The 19,140-nt window shown below is 71.6% G+C and carries 19 protein-coding genes; 7 read left to right on the top strand and 12 right to left on the bottom strand.

The window, feature by feature from the left end; translation table 11 throughout:
* Positions 1-10: 10 nt before the first annotated feature.
* Positions 11-1,141, bottom strand: coding sequence for a PP2C family protein-serine/threonine phosphatase (locus ACLJN9_RS13465; RefSeq protein ID WP_410811582.1), 1,131 nt, complete (start codon positions 1,139-1,141; stop codon positions 11-13).
* 58 nt (positions 1,142-1,199) lie between these two features.
* Between ACLJN9_RS13465 and ACLJN9_RS13460 the strand changes: the two genes are divergently transcribed.
* Positions 1,200-1,700: a MarR family winged helix-turn-helix transcriptional regulator gene (locus ACLJN9_RS13460; protein ID WP_410811581.1), complete on the top strand. Its 501-nt coding sequence runs from the start codon at positions 1,200-1,202 to the stop codon at positions 1,698-1,700.
* A gap of 65 nt (positions 1,701-1,765) precedes the next feature.
* Here ACLJN9_RS13460 and ACLJN9_RS13455 read toward each other — a convergent pair whose 3' ends face one another.
* The gene (locus tag ACLJN9_RS13455; protein WP_410811580.1) at positions 1,766-3,004 is read right to left on the bottom strand and encodes an ROK family protein; all 1,239 of its coding nucleotides are present in this window, start codon (positions 3,002-3,004) and stop codon (positions 1,766-1,768) included.
* Positions 3,005-3,083: 79 nt separating this feature from the next.
* Between ACLJN9_RS13455 and xylA the strand changes: the two genes are divergently transcribed.
* Genes xylA through ACLJN9_RS13440 form a run of 3 tightly spaced genes read left to right on the top strand, consistent with a single transcriptional unit; the run spans position 3,084 to position 7,195 of the window.
* A complete protein-coding gene (xylA, locus tag ACLJN9_RS13450; RefSeq protein ID WP_410811579.1) occupies positions 3,084-4,271 on the top strand; it encodes a xylose isomerase in 1,188 nt (395 codons plus the stop codon).
* A gap of 8 nt (positions 4,272-4,279) precedes the next feature.
* Positions 4,280-5,710 carry a xylulokinase gene (xylB, locus tag ACLJN9_RS13445; protein WP_410811578.1) on the top strand — a complete coding sequence of 477 codons (1,431 nt, stop codon included), beginning with the start codon at positions 4,280-4,282 and terminating at the stop codon, positions 5,708-5,710.
* A 60-nt stretch (positions 5,711-5,770) separates the two neighbouring features.
* Positions 5,771-7,195: an MFS transporter gene (locus ACLJN9_RS13440; RefSeq protein ID WP_410811577.1), complete on the top strand. Its 1,425-nt coding sequence runs from the start codon at positions 5,771-5,773 to the stop codon at positions 7,193-7,195.
* 87 nt (positions 7,196-7,282) lie between these two features.
* Here the strand turns inward: ACLJN9_RS13440 and ACLJN9_RS13435 are convergent, their stop codons facing one another.
* From ACLJN9_RS13435 to ACLJN9_RS13415, 5 genes are all read right to left on the bottom strand, one after another.
* Complete coding sequence (locus tag ACLJN9_RS13435) at positions 7,283-8,977, bottom strand: glycoside hydrolase family 13 protein (protein WP_410811982.1); 1,695 nt, start codon at positions 8,975-8,977, stop codon at positions 7,283-7,285.
* Positions 8,978-8,985: 8 nt separating this feature from the next.
* The gene (locus ACLJN9_RS13430; protein WP_410811576.1) at positions 8,986-10,032 is read right to left on the bottom strand and encodes a LacI family DNA-binding transcriptional regulator; all 1,047 of its coding nucleotides are present in this window, start codon (positions 10,030-10,032) and stop codon (positions 8,986-8,988) included.
* A 69-nt stretch (positions 10,033-10,101) separates the two neighbouring features.
* A complete protein-coding gene (locus ACLJN9_RS13425; protein ID WP_410811575.1) occupies positions 10,102-11,070 on the bottom strand; it encodes a carbohydrate ABC transporter permease in 969 nt (322 codons plus the stop codon).
* A gap of 1 nt (position 11,071) precedes the next feature.
* Entirely contained in the window at positions 11,072-12,118 is a 1,047-nt protein-coding gene (locus ACLJN9_RS13420) for a carbohydrate ABC transporter permease (protein ID WP_410811574.1), read from the bottom strand.
* A 69-nt stretch (positions 12,119-12,187) separates the two neighbouring features.
* Complete coding sequence (locus ACLJN9_RS13415) at positions 12,188-13,534, bottom strand: ABC transporter substrate-binding protein (protein WP_410811573.1); 1,347 nt, start codon at positions 13,532-13,534, stop codon at positions 12,188-12,190.
* Between the two features lie 251 nt (positions 13,535-13,785).
* Here ACLJN9_RS13415 and ACLJN9_RS13410 point away from each other — a divergent pair, with 251 nt between their 5' ends.
* Complete coding sequence (locus tag ACLJN9_RS13410) at positions 13,786-14,559, top strand: peptidoglycan DD-metalloendopeptidase family protein (protein WP_410811572.1); 774 nt, start codon at positions 13,786-13,788, stop codon at positions 14,557-14,559.
* Positions 14,560-14,638: 79 nt separating this feature from the next.
* Here the strand turns inward: ACLJN9_RS13410 and ACLJN9_RS13405 are convergent, their stop codons facing one another.
* The 5 genes from ACLJN9_RS13405 to ACLJN9_RS13385 all read right to left on the bottom strand — a co-directional run bounded on the left by ACLJN9_RS13405 (position 14,639) and on the right by ACLJN9_RS13385 (position 17,056).
* Entirely contained in the window at positions 14,639-15,133 is a 495-nt protein-coding gene (locus ACLJN9_RS13405; RefSeq protein WP_410811571.1) for a TspO/MBR family protein, read from the bottom strand.
* 142 nt (positions 15,134-15,275) lie between these two features.
* Entirely contained in the window at positions 15,276-15,422 is a 147-nt protein-coding gene (locus ACLJN9_RS13400) for a GPGG-motif small membrane protein (protein WP_410811570.1), read from the bottom strand.
* Complete coding sequence (locus ACLJN9_RS13395) at positions 15,413-16,189, bottom strand: metallophosphoesterase family protein (RefSeq protein ID WP_410811569.1); 777 nt, start codon at positions 16,187-16,189, stop codon at positions 15,413-15,415. Before ACLJN9_RS13395 ends, ACLJN9_RS13400 begins: the two co-directional genes overlap by 10 nt.
* A 10-nt stretch (positions 16,190-16,199) precedes the next feature.
* A complete protein-coding gene (locus ACLJN9_RS13390; RefSeq protein ID WP_410811568.1) occupies positions 16,200-16,475 on the bottom strand; it encodes a hypothetical protein in 276 nt (91 codons plus the stop codon).
* Complete coding sequence (locus ACLJN9_RS13385) at positions 16,472-17,056, bottom strand: nucleotidyltransferase family protein (RefSeq protein ID WP_410811567.1); 585 nt, start codon at positions 17,054-17,056, stop codon at positions 16,472-16,474. The genes ACLJN9_RS13390 and ACLJN9_RS13385 overlap by 4 nt, the downstream gene beginning before the upstream one ends.
* A gap of 171 nt (positions 17,057-17,227) precedes the next feature.
* Between ACLJN9_RS13385 and ACLJN9_RS13380 the strand changes: the two genes are divergently transcribed.
* Positions 17,228-18,025, top strand: a complete 798-nt coding sequence (locus tag ACLJN9_RS13380) for a thymidylate kinase (RefSeq protein ID WP_410811566.1) — start codon at positions 17,228-17,230, stop codon at positions 18,023-18,025.
* A 62-nt stretch (positions 18,026-18,087) separates the two neighbouring features.
* On the top strand, positions 18,088-19,104 hold the full coding sequence (locus ACLJN9_RS13375; RefSeq protein WP_410811565.1) for an NAD-dependent epimerase/dehydratase family protein: 1,017 nt from the start codon (positions 18,088-18,090) through the stop codon (positions 19,102-19,104).
* Positions 19,105-19,140 lie beyond the last annotated feature (36 nt).

Below are 19,140 nucleotides of genomic sequence, written 5' to 3'. Positions count from 1 at the left end.
CCGGGGCCGGTCACGGATGCGGGCCGGTCCAGTCCAGGCAGACCACCACCGCGTCGTCGACGAGGTCGCCGGACACGAACGCGCGCAGGTCTCCGATCAGCGACCGGACCGCGTCCAGCGGCTCCAGCGAACCGGTCCGCCGCAGGAACCGGTCCAGCGCCGTCTCGCCGTACCGCACGTCGCGGCCGGTGGCGTCCAGCACCCCGTCGCTGACCACGAACAGCCGGTCGCCGCGCTCGAGCGTGATCCGCTGTTCGTGATAGTCCGTCGCCTCGAACATACCGAGCGGGAACTGCGCCTCCAGCGGCTGCTCGGTGACATCGCCGTCGCGCAGCAGGACCAGGCGGGGCGAGCCGGCGTCGACCACCGTCAGCACCCCGGTGCGCAGGTCCACCTCCATCAGCAGCGCGGACAGGTGCCGCTGACCCCGGTACTCGTCGTACAGGGCCTGGTCGGCGAGGGCGGCCTGGTCGGCGAGGCTGAGCCCGGCCCGGCGGGCGTTGCGCAGCGCGTGGGTGGCCAACGCGGTGAGCAGGGCGGCGGCGACACCCTCGCCGTTGCCGTTGATGGTGGACAACCAGAGTCGTTGCCTGTCGTCGGCCCAGTCGAAGCTGTCGCCGCGCACCGCGTACGCCGGCTCCAGCTGCCCGGCCAGGCTGAACGAGGGTCGGATCCGGCTGCGGCCCGGCAGCAGATCCCACTGCATCTCCGCGGCCAGGGTGAGCCGTTGGCTGCGCCGAGCGGTGCGGTAGACGTCGGTGCCGGCCGAGACGGCGGCCAGCTCGTGGGCGAGCGCGGTGGCGATGTCGGCCAACTCGCCGACGATGGTCGGGTCGTCCGGGACCGGTGTCAGTCGCAGCACTCCCCGACGCTCGCCGCGCATGCTCACCGGAAACCAGGCCGTGTCGTCGGCGAGGACCGGCGACTGGTGGTCGAAGGCGCGCCAGGCGGGCTGTCCGGCCCCTGTGATCGGGTCACCCTCGGTGAGGGGCAGGAGCTCCGCGAGCCGATAGTCGACCTGGTAGAGCTCCGCGTCGGTGATGCCGTACGACCGGGCCAGCTCGTCGCCGACCCCACCGACAAGGTCGTCGGCGGGTGTCCTGTTCAGGGTGCGTCGTGCCCGACCGACCGGTTCGCTCATCACCCCTCCCTCGATCAAAGCTCGACCACCAGCGGGTTCGGAGTAATCTCGGGCCACCATGGCCGAACGACACCCTCCACCGGATCCCCGGACGAGTATGGCCGCCGCGTTGGACGCGTCGGCAGCTGCCCTGCTGACCGTATGGGAGTCCGCCCGGGAGGGCACCACCAACCGGGTCTCCGGGGCTCAGCTACGGGCTGTGATGGTGGTGGAGCAGTTCGACGGGATCAACCTGCGTCGGCTCGCCACCCGACTCGACATGTTGCTCAGCTCCGCCAGTCGGTTGTGCGACCGGCTGGTCGCCGCCGGGATGCTGGAGCGCGAGCCGGGTCGCCTCGACCGGCGGGAGATCGCCCTGCACCTCACCCCGGATGCCCGGCGGCTCCTCGCCGACCTGCGTGCCCGACGTGAGGAGCAGCTCGCGGCCGTGCTGGCCGAGATGAGCCCGGCGGGGCGCGCGGCGCTGCTGCGCGGGGTGCGGGAGTTCGACGAGACCGCCCGGCGGCAGTCGCGGGGCGAGCAGCCGCCCGGCGAGCCACCGGTGGCACGCACCGCCTGAGATCCAGCCGTCGACCGTAAACCGCCGTCGGGCACTGCACGCGGATGGCCGGACCGGGGTGCCGCTCAGCCGCAGCGGGCCAGCCAGCCGCCCGGTCGGGCGACGATCCGGCGTACCACCGAGCCGGCCGCACCCACCGCGGCGGCTTCCGCGCCGAGCGTGGACGGCCGGACCGTGACCGGTGACCAGGCGGCGGTGAGCACCCGGGCGGCGATCTCGGCGAGCACCGGAGGGCACAGCCAGGGCGCCAGCGGCGCGTACCCGCCGCCGAGCACCACGGTGTCCAGGTCCAGCAGGTTGACCACGCCGGCCACCGCGACACCGAGCGCGGTCCCGGCGTCGCCCAGTGCCCGCAGCACGGCGGTGTCGCCGGCCTCGGCCAGCTCGGCCAGTCGCACCGTGGCGGTGTCCGCGGGGAGCTCCGCCTGAGCGAGGCCGGCAGCGGCCACGATCGCCTCCTGGCCGGCGTACTGCTCCAGGCAGCCCCGACCTCCGCAGCGGCACGGGCGTCCCTGCGGATGGACCGGGAGGTGCCCGATCTCGCCACTGAAACCGCGGACTCCGCGGAACAGCGCCCCGTCCAGCACGATCCCGGCGCCGATGCCGACCTCGCCGGAGATGTGCAGGAAGCTGGCTGGCCCGGGCGACCCGGAGTGCAGCTCGCCCAGCGCGGCGAGGTTCGCCTCGTTGTCCACCACCAGTGCCGGTACGCCGGGCACGTGCTCGGTCAGCGGCGCGTGCGCGGCGAGCAGCGCGGGCACCGGCACGTCCCGCCAGCCGAGGTTCGGTGCGAGCCGAACCAGCCCGGCGTCGTCCACGAGGCCGGGCACGGCGAGCGCCGCCCCGGCGAGGGTGAGGCCCTGCCGGGCGGCGTCGGCGCGGGCCCGTCCGGCCAGCTCGACCAGGTGGGCCAGGGCGTCGGCGGGGTCGACCGGGCGTAGGTCGGCCCGGTGCACGGTGCGGTGTCGGACCTGGCCGGCGAGGTCCACCACGCAGACCGCCAGGTAGTCGACGTTGATCTCCAGGCCGAGCCCGGCCGGTCCCTGGTCGGCCAGTACGAGACCCCGGGCCGGGCGGCCGGCGCCGGCCCGGGGGGCCGGGTCGGCCTCGCTGACCAACCGGCCGGCGAGCAGGTCCTCGACCACCGCGGACACGGTGGCCCGGGTCAGGCCGGTCGCTGCGGCCAGGTCGGCCCGGGACGGCGGTCGGTCGGCGGCGGCGATGCGCCCGAGCACCAGGGCGAGGTTGAGCTCGCGCAGGCTGCCCTGACGGACGGCACCGGCTGGGGCGTTGGCGGGGCGCACCCCTTGACAGTGTCATAGGTCACGCAAATAATTCAATCGCTGAACAAATAGCGGACCACACCACCCCCGGAGGTTCCTGATGGCACCCCGTCCCACCCCCGCCGACAAGTTCTCCTTCGGGCTCTGGACCGTCGGATGGCAGGCCCGCGACCCGTTCGGTGACGCGACCCGCCCCGAGCTGGACCCGGTCGAGGCGGTGCACCGGCTCGCCGAGCTGGGCGCGTACGGCATCACCTTCCACGATGACGACCTGATCCCGTTCGGGGTCGACGCCGCCGCCCGCGACCAGCACGTCGCCCGGTTCCGCAAGGCCCTCGACGAGACCGGCCTGGTGGTGCCGATGGTCACCACCAACCTCTTCACCCACCCGGTCTTCAAGGACGGCGGCTTCACCAGCAACGACCGCGACGTCCGCCGCTACGCGCTGCGCAAGGTGCTGCGCAACGTCGACCTGGCCGCCGAGCTGGGCGCCAGCACCTTCGTGATGTGGGGCGGCCGCGAGGGCTCCGAGTACGACGTCGCCAAGGACGTCCGTGCCGCACTGGACCGCTACCGCGAGGCGGTCGACCTGCTCACCCAGTACGTCATCGACCGGGGCTACAACCTGCGCTTCGCGCTGGAGCCCAAGCCCAACGAGCCGCGCGGCGACATCCTGCTGCCCACCATCGGGCACGCGCTCGGCTTCATCTCCCAGCTGGCCCACCCGGAGCTGGTCGGCCTCAACCCCGAGGTCGGGCACGAGCAGATGGCCGGGCTCAACTACGCCCACGGCATCGCCCAGGCGCTGTGGCAGGGCAAGCTGTTCCACCTGGACCTCAACGGCCAGCGCGGCATCAAGTACGACCAGGACCTGGTCTTCGGCCACGGCGACCTGATGAACGCGTTCGCCCTGGTGGACCTGCTGGAGAACGGCGGTCCGGACGGCGGCCCGACCTACGACGGCCCCCGGCACTTCGACTACAAGCCTTCCCGAACGGAGGACATGGCCGGGGTGTGGGCGTCGGCGGCGGCCAACATGAGCACGTACCTGCTGCTCAAGGAGCGGGCCGCGGCGTTCCGCGCCGACCCGGAGGTGGTCGAGGCGTTGGCCGCGAGCAGGGTCGGCGAGCTGAGCACGCCGACACTGAGCCCGGGAGAGGGCTACGACGACCTGCTCGGCGACCGGTCCGCCTTCGAGGAGTTCGACGTCGACGCGGTGGCCGCCCGGGGCTTCGGCTTCGTCCGGCTCAACCAGCTCGCCGTCGAGCACCTGCTCGGCGCCCGCTGAGCGCCGCCATGCCGCTGGTCGCGGGCGTCGACTCGTCCACACAGTCCTGCAAGGTGGTGATCCGGGACGCGGAGACCGGTGCCCTGCTCCGGCAGGGGCGGGCGCCGCACCCGGACGGCACCGAGGTCGACCCGGAAGCCTGGTGGCAGGCCCTGTGCAGCGCCGCCGACCAGGCCGGTGGGCTGGCCGACGTGGCGGCGGTCTCGGTCGCCGGCCAGCAGCACGGCATGGTCTGCCTCGACGAGGATGGCCGGGTGGTCCGCCCGGCGCTGCTGTGGAACGACACCCGCTCCGCCGACGCCGCCGCCGACCTGGTCGAGGAGGCCGGCGGCGGCACGGGGGGGCGCCGTTTCTGGGCTGCCGCGACCGGCAGTGTGCCGGTGGCCAGCTTCACCGTGACCAAGCTGCGCTGGCTCGCCCGGCACGAGCCGGAGCTGGCGGCCCGGGTGGCCGCCGTCTGCCTGCCGCACGACTGGCTCACCTGGCGGCTGGCCGGCGCTCCGGGGCTGGCCGCGTTGCGCACCGACCGGGGAGACGCCAGCGGTACGGGTTACTGGTGCCCGGCGACCGGCGAGTATCGCCTGGACCTGCTGGAGCGGGCGTTCGGCCGGCGACTGGTCGTGCCAGAGGTGCTCGGTCCGGCCGAATCGGCTGGGCGGCTGTCGGCCGGCGAACTGGGTGGGCCGGGCGCTGCGCTGCTCGGCGCGGGCACCGGGGACAACGCCGCCGCCGCGCTCGGCGTCGGTGCCGGCCCGGGCGATGTGATCGTCTCGATCGGCACCTCCGGCACGGTCTTCAGTGTCGCCGACGTCGCGGCGGCCGACGAGAGCGGCGCGGTGGCCGGCTTCGCCGACGCGGCCGGTCGATTCCTGCCGCTGGTCTGCACGCTCAACGCCGCCCGGGTGCTGGACGCCGCCGCCGCGATGCTCGGGGTCGGCCTGGACGAACTGGCCGATCTGGCACTGTCCGCACCGGCGGGGGCGGACGGGCTGGTCATGGTCCCCTACCTGGAGGGGGAGCGCACGCCGAACCTGCCGTCGGCAACCGGCGCGCTGCACGGACTGACCCTGCGCACCTCGACGCCCGCGCACCTGGCCCGTGCCGCCGTGGAGGGCATGCTGTGCGCGCTCGCCGACGGCCTGGACGCACTGACCGCGCAGGGCGCCACCGTCCGCCGGGTCATCCTGATCGGCGGCGGGGCACGGTCGGCCGCGGTGCGCCGGATCGCGCCGCAGGTCTTCGGCTGCCCGGTGGTCGCTCCGCCGCCCGGGGAGTACGTCGCGGACGGTGCCGCCCGCCAGGCCGCCTGGGTCGCCCTGGGCGGTCCCACGCCGCCTGCGTGGACGGTCGAGGGCACCGAGGAGTACGACGCCAAGCCCGTTCCCGCCGTCCGTGACCAGTACGCCGCCGCTCGGGGGTTGGTCCTCGACCGTCGTTGACCGACGGCGGGACCCACCCGCGTGACGCACTCGTCGTCGGAGTCTGGTTGGCTGCCGGTCATGACCCTGACCAGTGACGGGCCCCGGCGGGCCCGGGGCGGTGGCCCGGCGCACCGGTTGTACAGCGTCGTGGTGTTCGTGCTGCTCGCCTCACTGGACAACGTGGCGATCGGGCTGGTCCCGCCGCTCTACGGCCCGATCTCCGACGCGTTCGGAGTGTCGGGGCGGTTGCTGGGTCTGGTCACCGCGGTCAGTTTCCTGGTCAGCGCGGTGGCCGCGGTCGGGTGGGCGTACGTCGGCGACCGCACCAACCGCAAGCCGCTGCTCATGGTGGGCACTCTCGTGTGGGCGGCGGGCACCGGCGGCAGCGCTCTCGCCGGCGGCTACCTGACGTTCCTCGCCGCGCAGATGGTCGCGGCCGTCGGTCTGGGCGCGGTGGGTTCGGTGGGGTTCTCGGTGGTCACCGACCTGATCTCGCCGACCCGACGGGGGTTGGTGATGAGCTTCTGGGGGCTCTCCCAGGGGGTCGGCACGCTGGCCGGCACGTTGGTCGGCGGGCTGCTCGGGGCGACCGACTGGCGGCGGCCGTTCCTGGTGCTGACCGGTGTGGGTCTGGTCGCCACGGCGGCCTACCTGTTCACCTACGACATTCGGCGTGGCCAGAGCGAGCCGGAGCTGGCCGGCGCGCTGCACGCCGGGGCCGAGTACGACTACCGGATCAGTCGGGCCGACCTGCCGCGAATCCTGGCCCGCCGGACCAATCGGTGGCTGATTCTGCAGGGCCTGACCGCGCAGGCCGCCTTCGGCTCACTGGTGTGGCTACCGGTCCTCTTCGCCGAGCGGGCCGAGGCCCAGGGCTACTCGGCCTCGACGGCGGTGGTGGTGGGCAGTGTCTTCGCCACGCTGTTCCAGCTCGGCGGGGTGCTCTCGATCGTCGGCGGGCTGGTCGGCGACGCGGTGCAGCGCCGTACCCCTCGGGGTCGGGCACTGGTCGCCGCGGTCGGCATTCTCGCCGCGTTGCCGTTCTACCTGGTGCTGTTCTTCGTGCCGGTCACCATCGACGTGCCGGACGGCGGCAGCAGCGGCGCCGTGGTCGGCGCGGTGCTGTCCAGTGTGTTCACCGAACCGACGGTCGGGCTGAGCCTGCTGACCGCGGTGGTGGCGCTGGCGCTGACGTCGGCCAACTCACCGAACTGGTTCGCTCTGATCGCCGACGTCAACCCGCCGGAGCACCGGGGCACCGTGTACAGCCTGGGCAACCTGGTCAACGGGGTCGGCCGGGCGACCGGCAACGGGCTGGTCGGGCTGGTCTTCCAGGGGCTCCGTACGGCGTTCCCGCCGCCGCTGAACTTCGCCGTCGGCCTGGCCGCCTTCCAACTCTTCTTCATACCGACCGGCGTCATGTACTGGCTCGCCTCGCGGACCTCACCGGCGGACATCGACAACGTGCACGACCTGCTGCACGCCCGCGCCGACCGCCTCTGACCGGTGCGATGAACCGCTCCCGCGAACGCCCACCGGCCCGTGCGTGGGGGCACGGGCCGGCGGGATGGTGCGGGGGGACGGCGCGGATCAGGCGCGGAGCCAGACCGTGACGTCGGTCGGGACCGCGGCGTCGTCCTGCAGGGGTGCGCTGGTGGCGAGCACCTCGGCGCCGGCCGGGACCGGTACCGGGGTGTCGCCGAAGTTGGTCAGCACGGTCAGGTCACCGTTGCGGAACGTCAGCACCTCGTCGCCGGAGGACAGCCACTCCAGCGTGCCGCGACCCAGCCCGTGGGCTCGACGCAGCCGCAGGGCCGTGCGATACAGCTCGTACGTCGAGCCGGGCACGTCGCGCTGCCGGTCCAGGGCGTACTCCGCGAACTGTGGTGGCTGCGGCAGCCAGCTGGCGTCGGTCGGGCCGAAGCCGTACGACGGGGCGTCGGCCTCCCACGGGATCGGCACCCGGCAGCCGTCGCGGCCACGCTGGGTGTGCCCACTACGCGCCCAGGTCGGGTCCTGTCGGGCCTCGTCGGGCATCGTCGTGTGCTCGGGCAGCCCCAGCTCCTCGCCCTGGTAGAGGTAGGCCGAGCCGGGCAGGGCGAGCATCAGCAGCGTGGCGGCCCGGGCACGGCGCAGGCCGACCGCGGCGTCCGGCTGCGGGTCGCCGATTCCGATGCCGTTGGGGCGGACGGTGCCGATCGGCAGGCCGAGTCGGGAGGCGTGCCGCACCACGTCGTGGTTGGACAGCACCCAGGTGGTCGGCGCACCGACCGAGTCGGTCGCCTCCAACGAACGGGTGATCACCGCGTACTGGGCGGGCGCGGTCCAGGCGGCGAGGAGGTACTCGAAGTTGAACGCCTGGTGCATCTCGTCCGGGCGGACGTAGCGGGCCAGCCGCTCAGCCGGCTCCACCCAGGCCTCGGCGACCAGCACCCGCTCACCGGGGTAGCTGTCCAGAACCTGCCGCCACTGCCGGTAGATCTCGTGCACGCCCTCCTGGTCCCACATCGGAGGGCGCGGCTTGTCCACCTCGTTGCCGGAGAGGATCTCCTGTGGCTCCTGCCAGTCGGCCAGGTCGGCCTGCTTGATCAGGCCGTGCGCCACGTCCACCCGGAACCCGTCCACGCCACGGTCCAGCCAGAACCGCAGCACGTCCAGGAACTCGGCGTGCACCTCGGGGTTGTTCCAGTTGAGGTCCGGCTGGCCGGTGTCGAACAGGTGCAGGTACCACTGACCGGGCCGTCCGTCCGGGCCGAGCGTCCGGGTCCAGGCCGGGCCACCGAAGACGCTCTGCCAGTCGTTCGGCGGCTGATCGCCGGCCGGGCCCAGGCCGTCGCGGAAGATGTACCGAGCCCGCTCCGGGCTGTCTGGCGCGGCGGGCAGCGCTGCCTGGAACCAGCGGTGCGCCGACGAGGTGTGGTTCGGCACCAGGTCGACGATCACCCGCAGGCCGCGCGAGCGGGCCTCGGTGATCAACTTGTCCGCGTCGGCGAGCGTGCCGAACAGCGGATCGACGTCCCGGTAGTCGGCCACGTCGTATCCGGCGTCGGCCTGCGGCGACGGGTAGAACGGGGAGAGCCACACCGCGTCCACGCCCAACTCGACGAGGTGGCCGAGGCGGGCGGTGATGCCCGGCAGGTCGCCGATCCCGTCTCCGTCCGAGTCGGCGAACGAGCGGGGGTAGATCTGGTAGATGGCGGCTTCGGTCCACCAGCCGGGAACGGGGTCGCCGGAGGGGATCTGCTGCGTCGGGTCGGTGTTCAGGGTGGTCTCCCGTGTCGTGATGGGTCCGTTCAGTGTGCCCGGGGTGGTGCGGTGGATTCCCGGACCACCAGTCGAGTGGGCAGGATCACCGGGGTCTCGCGGCCGGCCGTCCGCTGGCCGATGATCGGGCCCACGCTCGGGGCGCCGAGCGGGTCGAGCAGCATCCGGGCGGCCAGTCGACCCTGCTCGGCCGCGGGTTGGGCGATGGTGCTGAGTCCCAGCACACCCGCCAGGTCATGGTCGTCGACGCCGATCACGCTGACATCCTGCGGTACGCGCAGACCGGCGTCGCGCAGCGCCGTCATCGCGCCCATCGCCATCTCGTCGCAGGCCGCGAAGATCGCGGTCGGCGGCTCGCCGCGGGCCAGCAGCTCGGCGGCCGCCCGGTTGCCGCCGTCGATGGTGAATGACGACTCGACGTCGAGGCTCGGGTCGGGCCGCAGGCCGGCGGCCCGCAGCTCCGCCTGGTAGCCCCGGCGCCGGTCGAGGTGGGTGGTGAAGGCCAACTCGTCGTCCGGATCGCCGGAGATGTGCGCGATCCGGGAGTGGCCGAGGTTGAGCAGGTGCCGGGTGGCGGTCCGGGCGGCGGCCAGGTCGTCGATCCGCACGCACGGCCAGTTGGGCACCCTCGTTCCCGAGCTGATGGTGACGCCGGGCAGGTCCAGGGTGGCCAGCGCGGTCAGGTCGGTCGGCCGCAGCGGCGTGGCGACCAGCATGATCGCGTCCACCCGCTTGTGCAGGTTGGCCGTGCGCAGCACCCGTTGGCGAACCTGTTCCCGGCCTCCCAGGTTGTAGAGCAGCAGGTCGTAGCCGGATTCGTGGAGGAACGCCTCGACCGCCTCGACGACCGTGCCGAAGAACCAGCGGGTGATCCGGGGGACCACCACCGCGACCGTGCCGGTCCGGCCGCCGGCGAGCCGGGACGCGCTCGGCGAGACCTCGTAGTCGAGCTGTTCGGCGGCGGCGAGCACCCGGCGCCGGGTGGCGGCAGAGACCGTCGGCAGCCCGCGCATGGCCCGTGAGACGGTGGCCGTGGACACTCCGGCCAGCCGGGCGACATCATCGATCTTCGTCACGGTTCCCCCGCTCGGTACCTGGTTGCCGCGCCGCCGCCCGAGGGGCCGGGCGACGGCGCGGCAACCAGGTCAGCCCTTGACGCTGCCGGCGAGCAGACCTCGCACGAAGAAGCGCTGGAGGGACAGGAAGACGACCAGCGGTACGACGATCGAGACGAACGCGCCTGCCGTGAGCCGCTGCCACTCGTTGCCCCGGGTGCCGGCCATCTCGGCCAGCCGGACGGTGAGCGGAGCGGTCTCGTTGCCGCCGCCCGCGAAGATCAGCGCGACCAGCAGGTCGTTCCACACCCAGAGGAACTGGAAGATGCCGATCGCGGCCAGGGCCGGGGTGATCAGCGGCAGCACGATGCTACGGAAGATCTTCGGGTGGCTGGCCCCGTCGACCCGGGCCGACTCCATCAGCTCACCGGGTAGTTGTGAGATGAAGTTGTGCAGCAGGTAGACGGCGAACGGAAGCGCGAAACAGGTGTGCGCGAACCACACCTGCGCGAACTTCTGCTCGTCGACCAGGTCCCAGGCCGGCATGAGGGTCACGCCGCCGACGGTGACGCCGGTGGAGAAGAACTTCAGCAGCGGCACCAGGGCCATCTGCAACGGCACGATCTGCAGCGCGAAGATCGCGATGTAGAGCCAGTCCCGGCCGCGGAAGTTGATCCAGGCCAGCGCGTACGCGGCCAGCGACGCGAAGGCGATCGGAAACAGCACCGACGGGATCGTGATCGCCAACGAGTTGATGAAGTAGCTGGCGAGCTGACCGGACGACGACGATCGCCCGAACAGGACCTGCTGGTAGTTCTCCAGCGTGAACTGCGGGTTGGTGAAGGCGGTCCACCAGCCCGTGGTCTTGATCTCGTCCTCCGGCCGGAGGGAGGAGATGAACAGGCCGAAGGTCGGGATGGTCCAGACCACCGCGATGACGATCGAGACGAGCGTCGCGGTACGGCTGTTGAGCCGCTTGCGGACCCGCCCGGCGGTGCCGAGCGTGGTGCCGGCGGTCTTCTGGGTGCCGGCGGCGACGGTGGGCGTTGCGGTCGTCATCTCAGCCCTCCCGCTGTTGACGGAGGTTGCGGACCTGGTAGATCACGATCGGGATGACCAGGATGAAGAGGAAGACCGCGAGCGCGGAGCCCTGCCCGTTCTGGCCGTAGCGGAACGCCTGGTTGTACATCTCGCTGGCGATCACGCTGGTGTCGTAGTTGCCGTTGGTCGCGGTGCGGACGATGTCGAACACCTTGAGCGTGCCGATGGAGAGGGTCACCACCACCACGATCAGCGCCGGCCGGATGCTCGGCATGGTGATCCGCCAGAACATCTGCCACGGGCTGACCCCGTCGAGCCGGGCGGCCTCCACGATGTCACCGGGGATCGACTTGATCGCGGCGGAGAGCACCACCATGGCGAACCCGGCCTGGATCCAGACCAGGATGACGATCAGCAGCAGCGTGTTCAGCGGTGACTCCAGCAGCCACTGCTTGGGCTCGCCACCGAGGCTGACCACGATCTGGTTGAGCAGGCCGATCTGGTCGCCCTCGCCGCGGTAGGCGTAGACGAACTTCCAGATGATGCTGGCGCCGACGAAGGAGATCGCCATCGGCAGGAAGATCAGCGACTTGGCCACCGCCTCGAATCGGACCCTGTCCACCAGCACGGCGTAGAGCAGGCCGAACGCGGTCGCCACCAGCGGGACCAGGAGCACCCAGACCAGGGTGTTGATCAGGACGCGGACGATCGAGTCGTCGGAGAACATCCAGCCGTAGTTGCGCAGACCCACCCAGTTGGTGCTGCCCCCGTCCATCAGGGAGAGCAGCGTGGTGCGGATGGCCGGCACGACCAGGCCGACGATGAGCAGCAGCAGCGTCGGCAGCAGGAAGAAGAGCGCGAAGAGGCCCTCCCGTTGCTTGGGCCGGCGGGTCAGTGGAGCACCGCTCAGGGACGCGGCGACGAGCTGCGCCTCCCTCCGCCGGGCGAACCAGGCCGGCACGACGTCGAGCAGCAGGAGCAGACCGCCCACCACCACGACGAAGGCGATCAGCCCGTACATCAGCATGAGGAGCTTCGGCTGCTCAGCGGCGAAGTCGAACTCCATCAACCCTCCCTTCCGGGTCTACTCGGCCGGTGGCCCGGCCCGCGAGAGCGGGCCGGGCCACCGCCGGGATCACTTAGGCCAGCTGCTTTCGATGCCCTGGAGCACCGGGGCGGTTGCCTTGCCGTTCAACCAGTCGACCATGCCCTTCCAGAACGTCCCCGCGCCGACGGCAGCCGGCATCAGGTCGGATCCGTCGAAGCGGAAGACGCCGCTCTTGTCCTGCAGGATCTGGACGGAGAGCTTGTCGATCGGGCTGGCGACGTTGGCGATGTCGAGCTTGTTGTTCGCCGTGACCCAGTTGCCCAGCTTGGCGCGGCTGTTCACGTACTCGGCAGAGGTGAGGTAGGTCTGCACCGCCTGCACCTCCGGGCGGTCGGCGAAGCCGACGACGAACTCGCCCGCGCCCAGCACCGGCTTGCCCTTGGCAGGGTCGATGGCCGGGAAGTAGAACGCGAACGCGTCACCGTCCTCGGCCACCTTGGTTCCCGCGGGGAACTGGTTGGCGTAGAAGGACGCCTGCCGGTGCATGGCGCACTTGCCGGTGGTGACGGGCACGCCCGCCTCCTGGAAGGAGGTGGTGGTGATGCTCTTGACGCCGCCGAACCCGCCGTTGAGGTACTTCTCGTTCTTGAGGATGGTGCCGGCGCGGTCGACCGCCTCGGCGACCCGCGGGTCGTTGAACGGGATGGCGTGGGTCGTCCACTGGTCGTAGACCTCGGGGGTCTGCGTACGCAGCATCAGGTCTTCGATCCAGTCGGTCGCCGGCCAGCCGGTGGCGTCACCGGACTCGACGCCCGCGCACCACGGCTTCGTGCCGCTGGCGGCGATCTTGTCACTCAGGGCGATGAGCTGGTCCCAGGTGGTCGGGACCTCCCAGCCCTTCTCCTTGAACGTCTTCGGCGAGTACCAGACGAACGACTTGACGTTCGCGCCGAGCGGCACACCGTAGAGCGTTCCGTTGACCGTGGCGTACTTCAGCCAGTCGGCCGGCATGTTCTGCTCGGCGAGGGCCTTGGTGTCGGCACCGAGGGCCTTCAGCTTGCCGGCGTCCGCGAATCGCTTCACCAGGCCCGGCTGGGGCACGAAGGCGATGTCGGGGGCGTTGCCGCCGTCGACCCGGACGGGGAGCTGCGCCTCGAACTCGCCGCTGCCCTCGTAGTCGATCTTGATGCCGGTGCAGTCCTCGAACGGCTTCCAGGACCGCTCCAGCAGGTCGGCCTCGGCGTCACGGATGGACGCGTAGATGGAGACCTTCTTGCCGTCGTTGCCCTGGTACTTCTCGTATGCGGCGCACTCCGGGGAGTCCGCGTTGCTGCTCTTCTTGTCATCGCCGGTACCACAGGCGGTGGCGCTGAGCGCCAGCCCGAGTACGCCGGCGATCACGAAGGCCTGGCGTGGTCTGGTGAAGACCGCCATGCCGTCCTCCTTTCTAGCCGGCGCGGTCGTGCTCGATGGCCCGGCGCCGGTCCCGATGGGCGTGCTCACATGTAAGCGCTTGCATCGGATCCGGTCCACCCCCTGTCAGACACGAGCGAGTAACAATCCAGAAACCTCCGGGTCGCCTCGTGGGCGCGCTCCCGCGTTGGATCTTCGACTCTTTCGAAGAATGACGATATCTGTCAGGCTGGTCGCATCGCATCGAAGGTTTTAAACATAGGAGGAGATGCATGCGTAAGCGGTGGATCAGCCTGCTGGTGACGGGCCTGCTCGTCGGGGGAGTCCTGGTGCCGGCGAGCCCGGCACTGGCCGCGCCGACCTTCAAGGTGCCGTTCCCCTGCGGTCAGTCCTGGTCGGGGCAGACCCGGTCGGACCACAGCCCGGCGTACGCCGTCGACTTCAACCGCACCGACGACCTCGGCGACCCGGTGGTGGCCAGCGCGCCCGGCACCGTCGACCGGGTGACCGACCTCGGCGGGACCAGCTACGGCAAGTACGTCCGGATCAACCATGGCGGCGGTTACAACACCTACTACGCCCACCTCAACGGTTTCAACGTCTCGGTCGGGCAGACGGTCGCCTACGGCAAGGTGCTCGGCTGGGTCGGCAGCACCGGCGGCTCGACGGGTCCGCACCTGCACTACGAGCAGCGCCTCAACGGCGCGGACGTCCAGGTCCGGTTCAACGGCACCCTCGCCCTGTACTGGGGGACCCGGACCTACACCAGCGACAACGGTTGCAGCTCGGGCTCCGGCAACGGCACGGTCGACACCAGCGGCACCGCGCTGACCGTCCGATCCGGCCCCGGCACCGGGTATGCCTCGGTGGGCACCGTCGCCGACGGCGCCCGGGTGACCATCGCCTGCCAGACCACCGGCACCACGGTCACCGGCACCTACGGCACCAGCAACATCTGGGATCGGATCGGCAGTGGCCGCTACATCGCCGACGCGTACGTGTACACCGGCTACGACGGCTACATCCCGAACGTGCCCCGCTGCTGAGGCGCAACGGCCGACCGGTCCCCGGCGGGCGGCGTCGCCGGGGACCGGTCGGTCAGGCGTTCAACCGGGGGCCGGTCGGTCAGGCGTTCAGCCGCCAGATCGACAGGTTCAGCGCCGCGGCGAAGGTGACCCAGGCCCAGTAGGGCAGCAGCAGCGCCGCCGCGACCCTCCGGACCCGGGCGAACAGCACCACCGTGAGCCCGATCGCCAGCCACATGGCCACGATCTCGGCGAACGCCAGCCCGTAGCGCCCCGCGCCGAAGAACAGCGGGGTCCAGATCGCGTTGAGCACCAGTTGGGCGCTCCATGCCCAGAGCGGCGCGGAGAAGCCGACCCGGCGCCAGACCAGCCAGCCGGCCACCGCGATCAACGCGTAGAGCAGCGTCCAGACCGGGCCGAACAGCCACGAGGGCGGCGCCCAGCCGGGCTGCCGCAGGTTCGCGTACTCCTCGGTGGTGCCCTGCACCCCCAGCGCGCCAACGGCGGCCGCCACGAAGACCGCCGCGGCGAAGCCGGCGAGAGCCCACCAGGAACGCCCGCCGGAGCGGGTACGCGTCCTCTGCGATATCTCCATGGTCGAGATATGTCCGTGAGGTCGGTGGGTCAAACCTCCGGACAGCAAGGCGCCGGGGTCGCTGCTGCCGATGCTCCTGTCGGGAGGACGGAGCTCCGGCTGCGGCGACCCCGGCGGGTCACGGTGTTACCGAATCCGAACGTCAATTGTTGAAGATGCTGTAGCCGCCCGGGCCGACTGCCAGCCCGACGACGATGAGGACGATGCCCCACAGGATCTGCCGGCGGAACAGCGCGAGGATGCCGGCGACCACGAGTACGACTGCGATAATCCAGAGAATCAGCTCCATGACCTCAAAATACCCGACCCGTTGTTCGGGGAAACCTGGTCTGTGTCGAGTTGATCGCCGACGTGGAAGACGCTGTACGCCTGCTTGATCACCGGGTGCGCGACGTTGCGGACGCGTACCCCGCCGGGGGTGGTGCCGCGCTCGGTGCCGGCGTGCGCGTGACCGTGCAGGGCCAGCGCGGTGGGGGCGGAGTCGATCGCCTGCCCCAACTGGTACGAGCCGAGGAACGGGTAGATCTCCAGTGGTTCGCCGGCCAGCGTGTCCGGCACGGGCGAGTAGTGGGTGAGCGCGACGAGCATGTCGCAGTCGAGCGAGCGCAGCGCGGTACCGAGCCGTTCCGCGCTCTCGTTGGTGGTGCGGACGAACGCCTTCATCTCCGGCTCGCCGAAGTCGCTCGCGCACCGCCCGGCGAACCCGCCGCCGAAGCCCTTCACGCCGGCGACGCCGAGCCGGCCACCGGCGCAGTCCAACACCACACCGTCGCCCTCCAGCACCGTGATGCCCGCGTCCTCGAGCACCGTGACCACCTGCGGCACCTGGTCGCACTGGTGGTCGTGGTTGCCCAGCACCGTCACCACCGGCACGGCCAACCCGCCGAACTCCTGCGCCACGCAGCGCGCCTCGGCCTCGGTGCCGTGCCGGGTCAGGTCCCCGGCCAGCAGCAGCACGTCGGCGCACTCGGGCAGCTCGTCCAGTGCCGGCCGGAACCGGCCGACCACGTCCTTGTCCAGATGCACGTCGCCCACGGCGGCGATCCGGATCACCATGAAACCTCCCTCAGGGCAGTTGCTCGATCTCCGTGGGCGCCTGGACGCGGATCACCCCGATGTCGCTGGTGATCCGCACGTCCGGAAAGCGTTCGGACACCCGGCGCAGGATCTCGTCACGCCGGTGCGGGCTCTCCACCTCGCCGTAGAGCACGAGGGCGCGTTCCCGCCGGACCACGGTGATCCCCTGTTCGGCGACGGCGGGGTCCTCGGCGAGCAGCCGGTGGATCTCCGCCTCGACGTACTCGTCCGGTGGCCCGGCGCCGCTGTCGCGATGATGGGTCACGGTGTCCCCCCTCCTGCCTGGGTGCCGGCGTCCGGCACCACCTCCAGCCGGTCCAGCAGCACCAGGAACGCCTCCGCGTACGGCGAGTGCTGCGTCTCCTTGCGTACCCGTTCCCAGTCGATCTGCTCCCGCAGCGAGCGGGCCAGCGGCAGACCGCGGGCGAAGTCGCAGTAGTGCTGGGAGAAGCTGAGCAGCTTGTGCACCATCAGTTGGCTGGCCGACAGGACCGGCATCTGGATCGCGTCGACCGGCCGGACGACCGTGTCGGCGAACGTCTCCTCGGTCACCGGCGTCTCGATCGGCCGGTGGATCAGGTCCACCATCCGCCCGTCGTCGAAGACCTTCACGAGCCAGTCCTCCGGTGGACGCTCGGCGACGAATCCGGCGGCCACCAGGGCCTCCAACGACCGCTCGACGTCGGCCTCGCGGATCAGGAAGTCGACGTCGTGGTCGCTGGAGTGGCCGCCGTGGGCGTAGACGGCGAAGCTGCCGCCGAGAGCGAACGGGATCTCGGACTGCTTGAGCACGGCGGCGACCTTCTTGAGGGTGTGCACCAGACTCTCGTCTCCGCGCTCAGCCATCTGGGTCTCCCGTCGTTCACAGGCGGTTGGATACGAACGTCCGTACCCGGCATTCCGGTCGCCCACACCTGGTCTGGTCGCGGGTAGGTGCCAACCGGGATCAAGCACGCAAACGACGCGGCGGCGAAGCGCCCGTCGGATAACCTGTCGAGGGTGGCCAGATCATCGGGAATGCGACGTGGCAGGGCCCGGTTGCGCACCGTCGCCCTGATCGGCATCGACGGTTCGGGCAAGACCACCCAGGCGCACCGGTTGGCCGACGCGTTGAGCGCCGCTGGCCGGCCGGCCGCGTACCGCCGCAACGCGAGCGGACGCCGCTGGCTCGGCCGGCTCGCGCACCGGTTCGGCCGTCCCGACGCCCAGCGACTCGTCGGGCGCGACGGCGTGCTGGCGGTGGAATCCGTCCTGCGCTGGCTCGCCATCGCCGTCGCCCTGCTGAGCTGCGTGCTCACCGGCCGGACGGCGGTGATGGACCGCTACTCGGCCTGCCAGTACGCCAGCATCCGGGCGCACGGGGGGAACCGCTGGGAGCGGCTGGCCCGGGCCGGCTACCGGTGTTTCCCGACACCGCAGGTGACCTTCCTGCTGGCGGTCGACCCCGCCGAGGCGTACCGGCGGATCGAGCAGCGCGGCACCGACCACGAGACGATGGGCTGGCTGACCGCGGCCGACACCGCCTACCGCGCGCTGCCCGAGTACCCGACCTTCGTGCTGGTCGACGCGGGCCGCCCGGCCGAGGAGGTGACCGAGCAGATCCAGGCGCACCTCGCGACCTGGCTGCCGCCGGCCCCCCGTGCCGACTCCGCCCGTCCGTCGGTCACACCGCCCCCGTCGGCCGACCTGTCTCCCGACCCGTCGGCCGACCTGCGTCCCGACCCGTCCTCGTCCGAGCCGGCCGAAGCGTCGGCGGGGGACCGGCCCGGTTCCGGTGTCGCCGGGCCGCTGGTGTCCCAGGCCAGCGCGGGGTAGGAGCGGTCTGCCCAGAGCAGAGCGGGTTGGTGAACCGTCCGCTGGCGGCGCAGCATCAGCGGATGCGAATTCTCATCCTCGGTGGCACCCGGTTCCTCGGCCGGGCGCTGGCCCGGCACGCCGTCGCCCAGGGGCACGACGTGACCTGCGCCGCCCGTGGAGTCTCCGGCGTCGCGCCGGCCGGTGTCCGGTTCGTGCCAGTCGACCGGGACGACCCGGACGGCCTGGCGCCGCTGGCCGGCGAGGGCTTCGACGCGCTGGTGGATGTGACCAGCAGGGTCAGCCATGCCCGCCACGCACTCGCCGCGCTGGCCGACCATGTTGGCCACTGGTCGTTCGTGTCGACAATCTCGGTGTACGCCGACAACACGACCCCGGGCCAGACCGCCACGGACGCAGCGGTCCTGCCACCCGCACCGCAGGACGTGGACGGACCCGTCGGCCCGGATCATCGCTGGTACGGCGAGTGCAAGGTGAGCATCGAGCGGGCGGTCCGGGAGCGGATGGGGGAAGGCCGCTCCTTTGTCTGCCGGGCCGGGCTGATCGTGGGGGCGGAGGACCCGAGCGACCGCTTTCCGTACTGGGTGCGGCGGCTGTCGGCCGGCGGGGAGGTCCTCGCGCCCGGGCGCCCCACCGACCGCGTGCAGTTCGTGGACGTCGCGGATCTGGCGGCCTGGCTGCTGCACGCCGCGGGCACCGACCTCACCGGCACGTACGACGGCACCGGCCCGGCGATGTCCCGGGCCGACCTGCTCGCCGGGGTGGCCGCCGGGCTGGGCGTCAGCGATCCCGTTCTCACCTGGGTCGACCAGGGTTTCCTGCTCGACCGGGACGTACGCGAGTGGTCGGGAACGCGGGCGCTGCCGCTCTGGGTGCGGTTGCCCGAGGGCGGCGGCCTGATGGACCGCGATGCCCGACCAGCGCGCGACGCCGGCTTGGCGGTCCGTCCGTTGGCCGACACCGTTCGGGCGACCGCGGCCTGGATGGCAGCGCAGCCGGCCGCCGTCCGGCAGGGGGGACTCGACCCGGCGGATGAGGCGGCGCTCCTGGGGGCGTGGCACGCTGTGCAGGACGGGTGAACCCGGTAGACGGCACTTTTTCCCACGTGGGCCAGT

This window comes from Micromonospora sp. 067-2, from assembly GCF_046549295.1.
Taxonomy (GTDB): Bacteria; Actinomycetota; Actinomycetes; order Mycobacteriales; family Micromonosporaceae; genus Micromonospora.
This window is presented reverse-complemented; position numbering and strand designations above follow the sequence as displayed.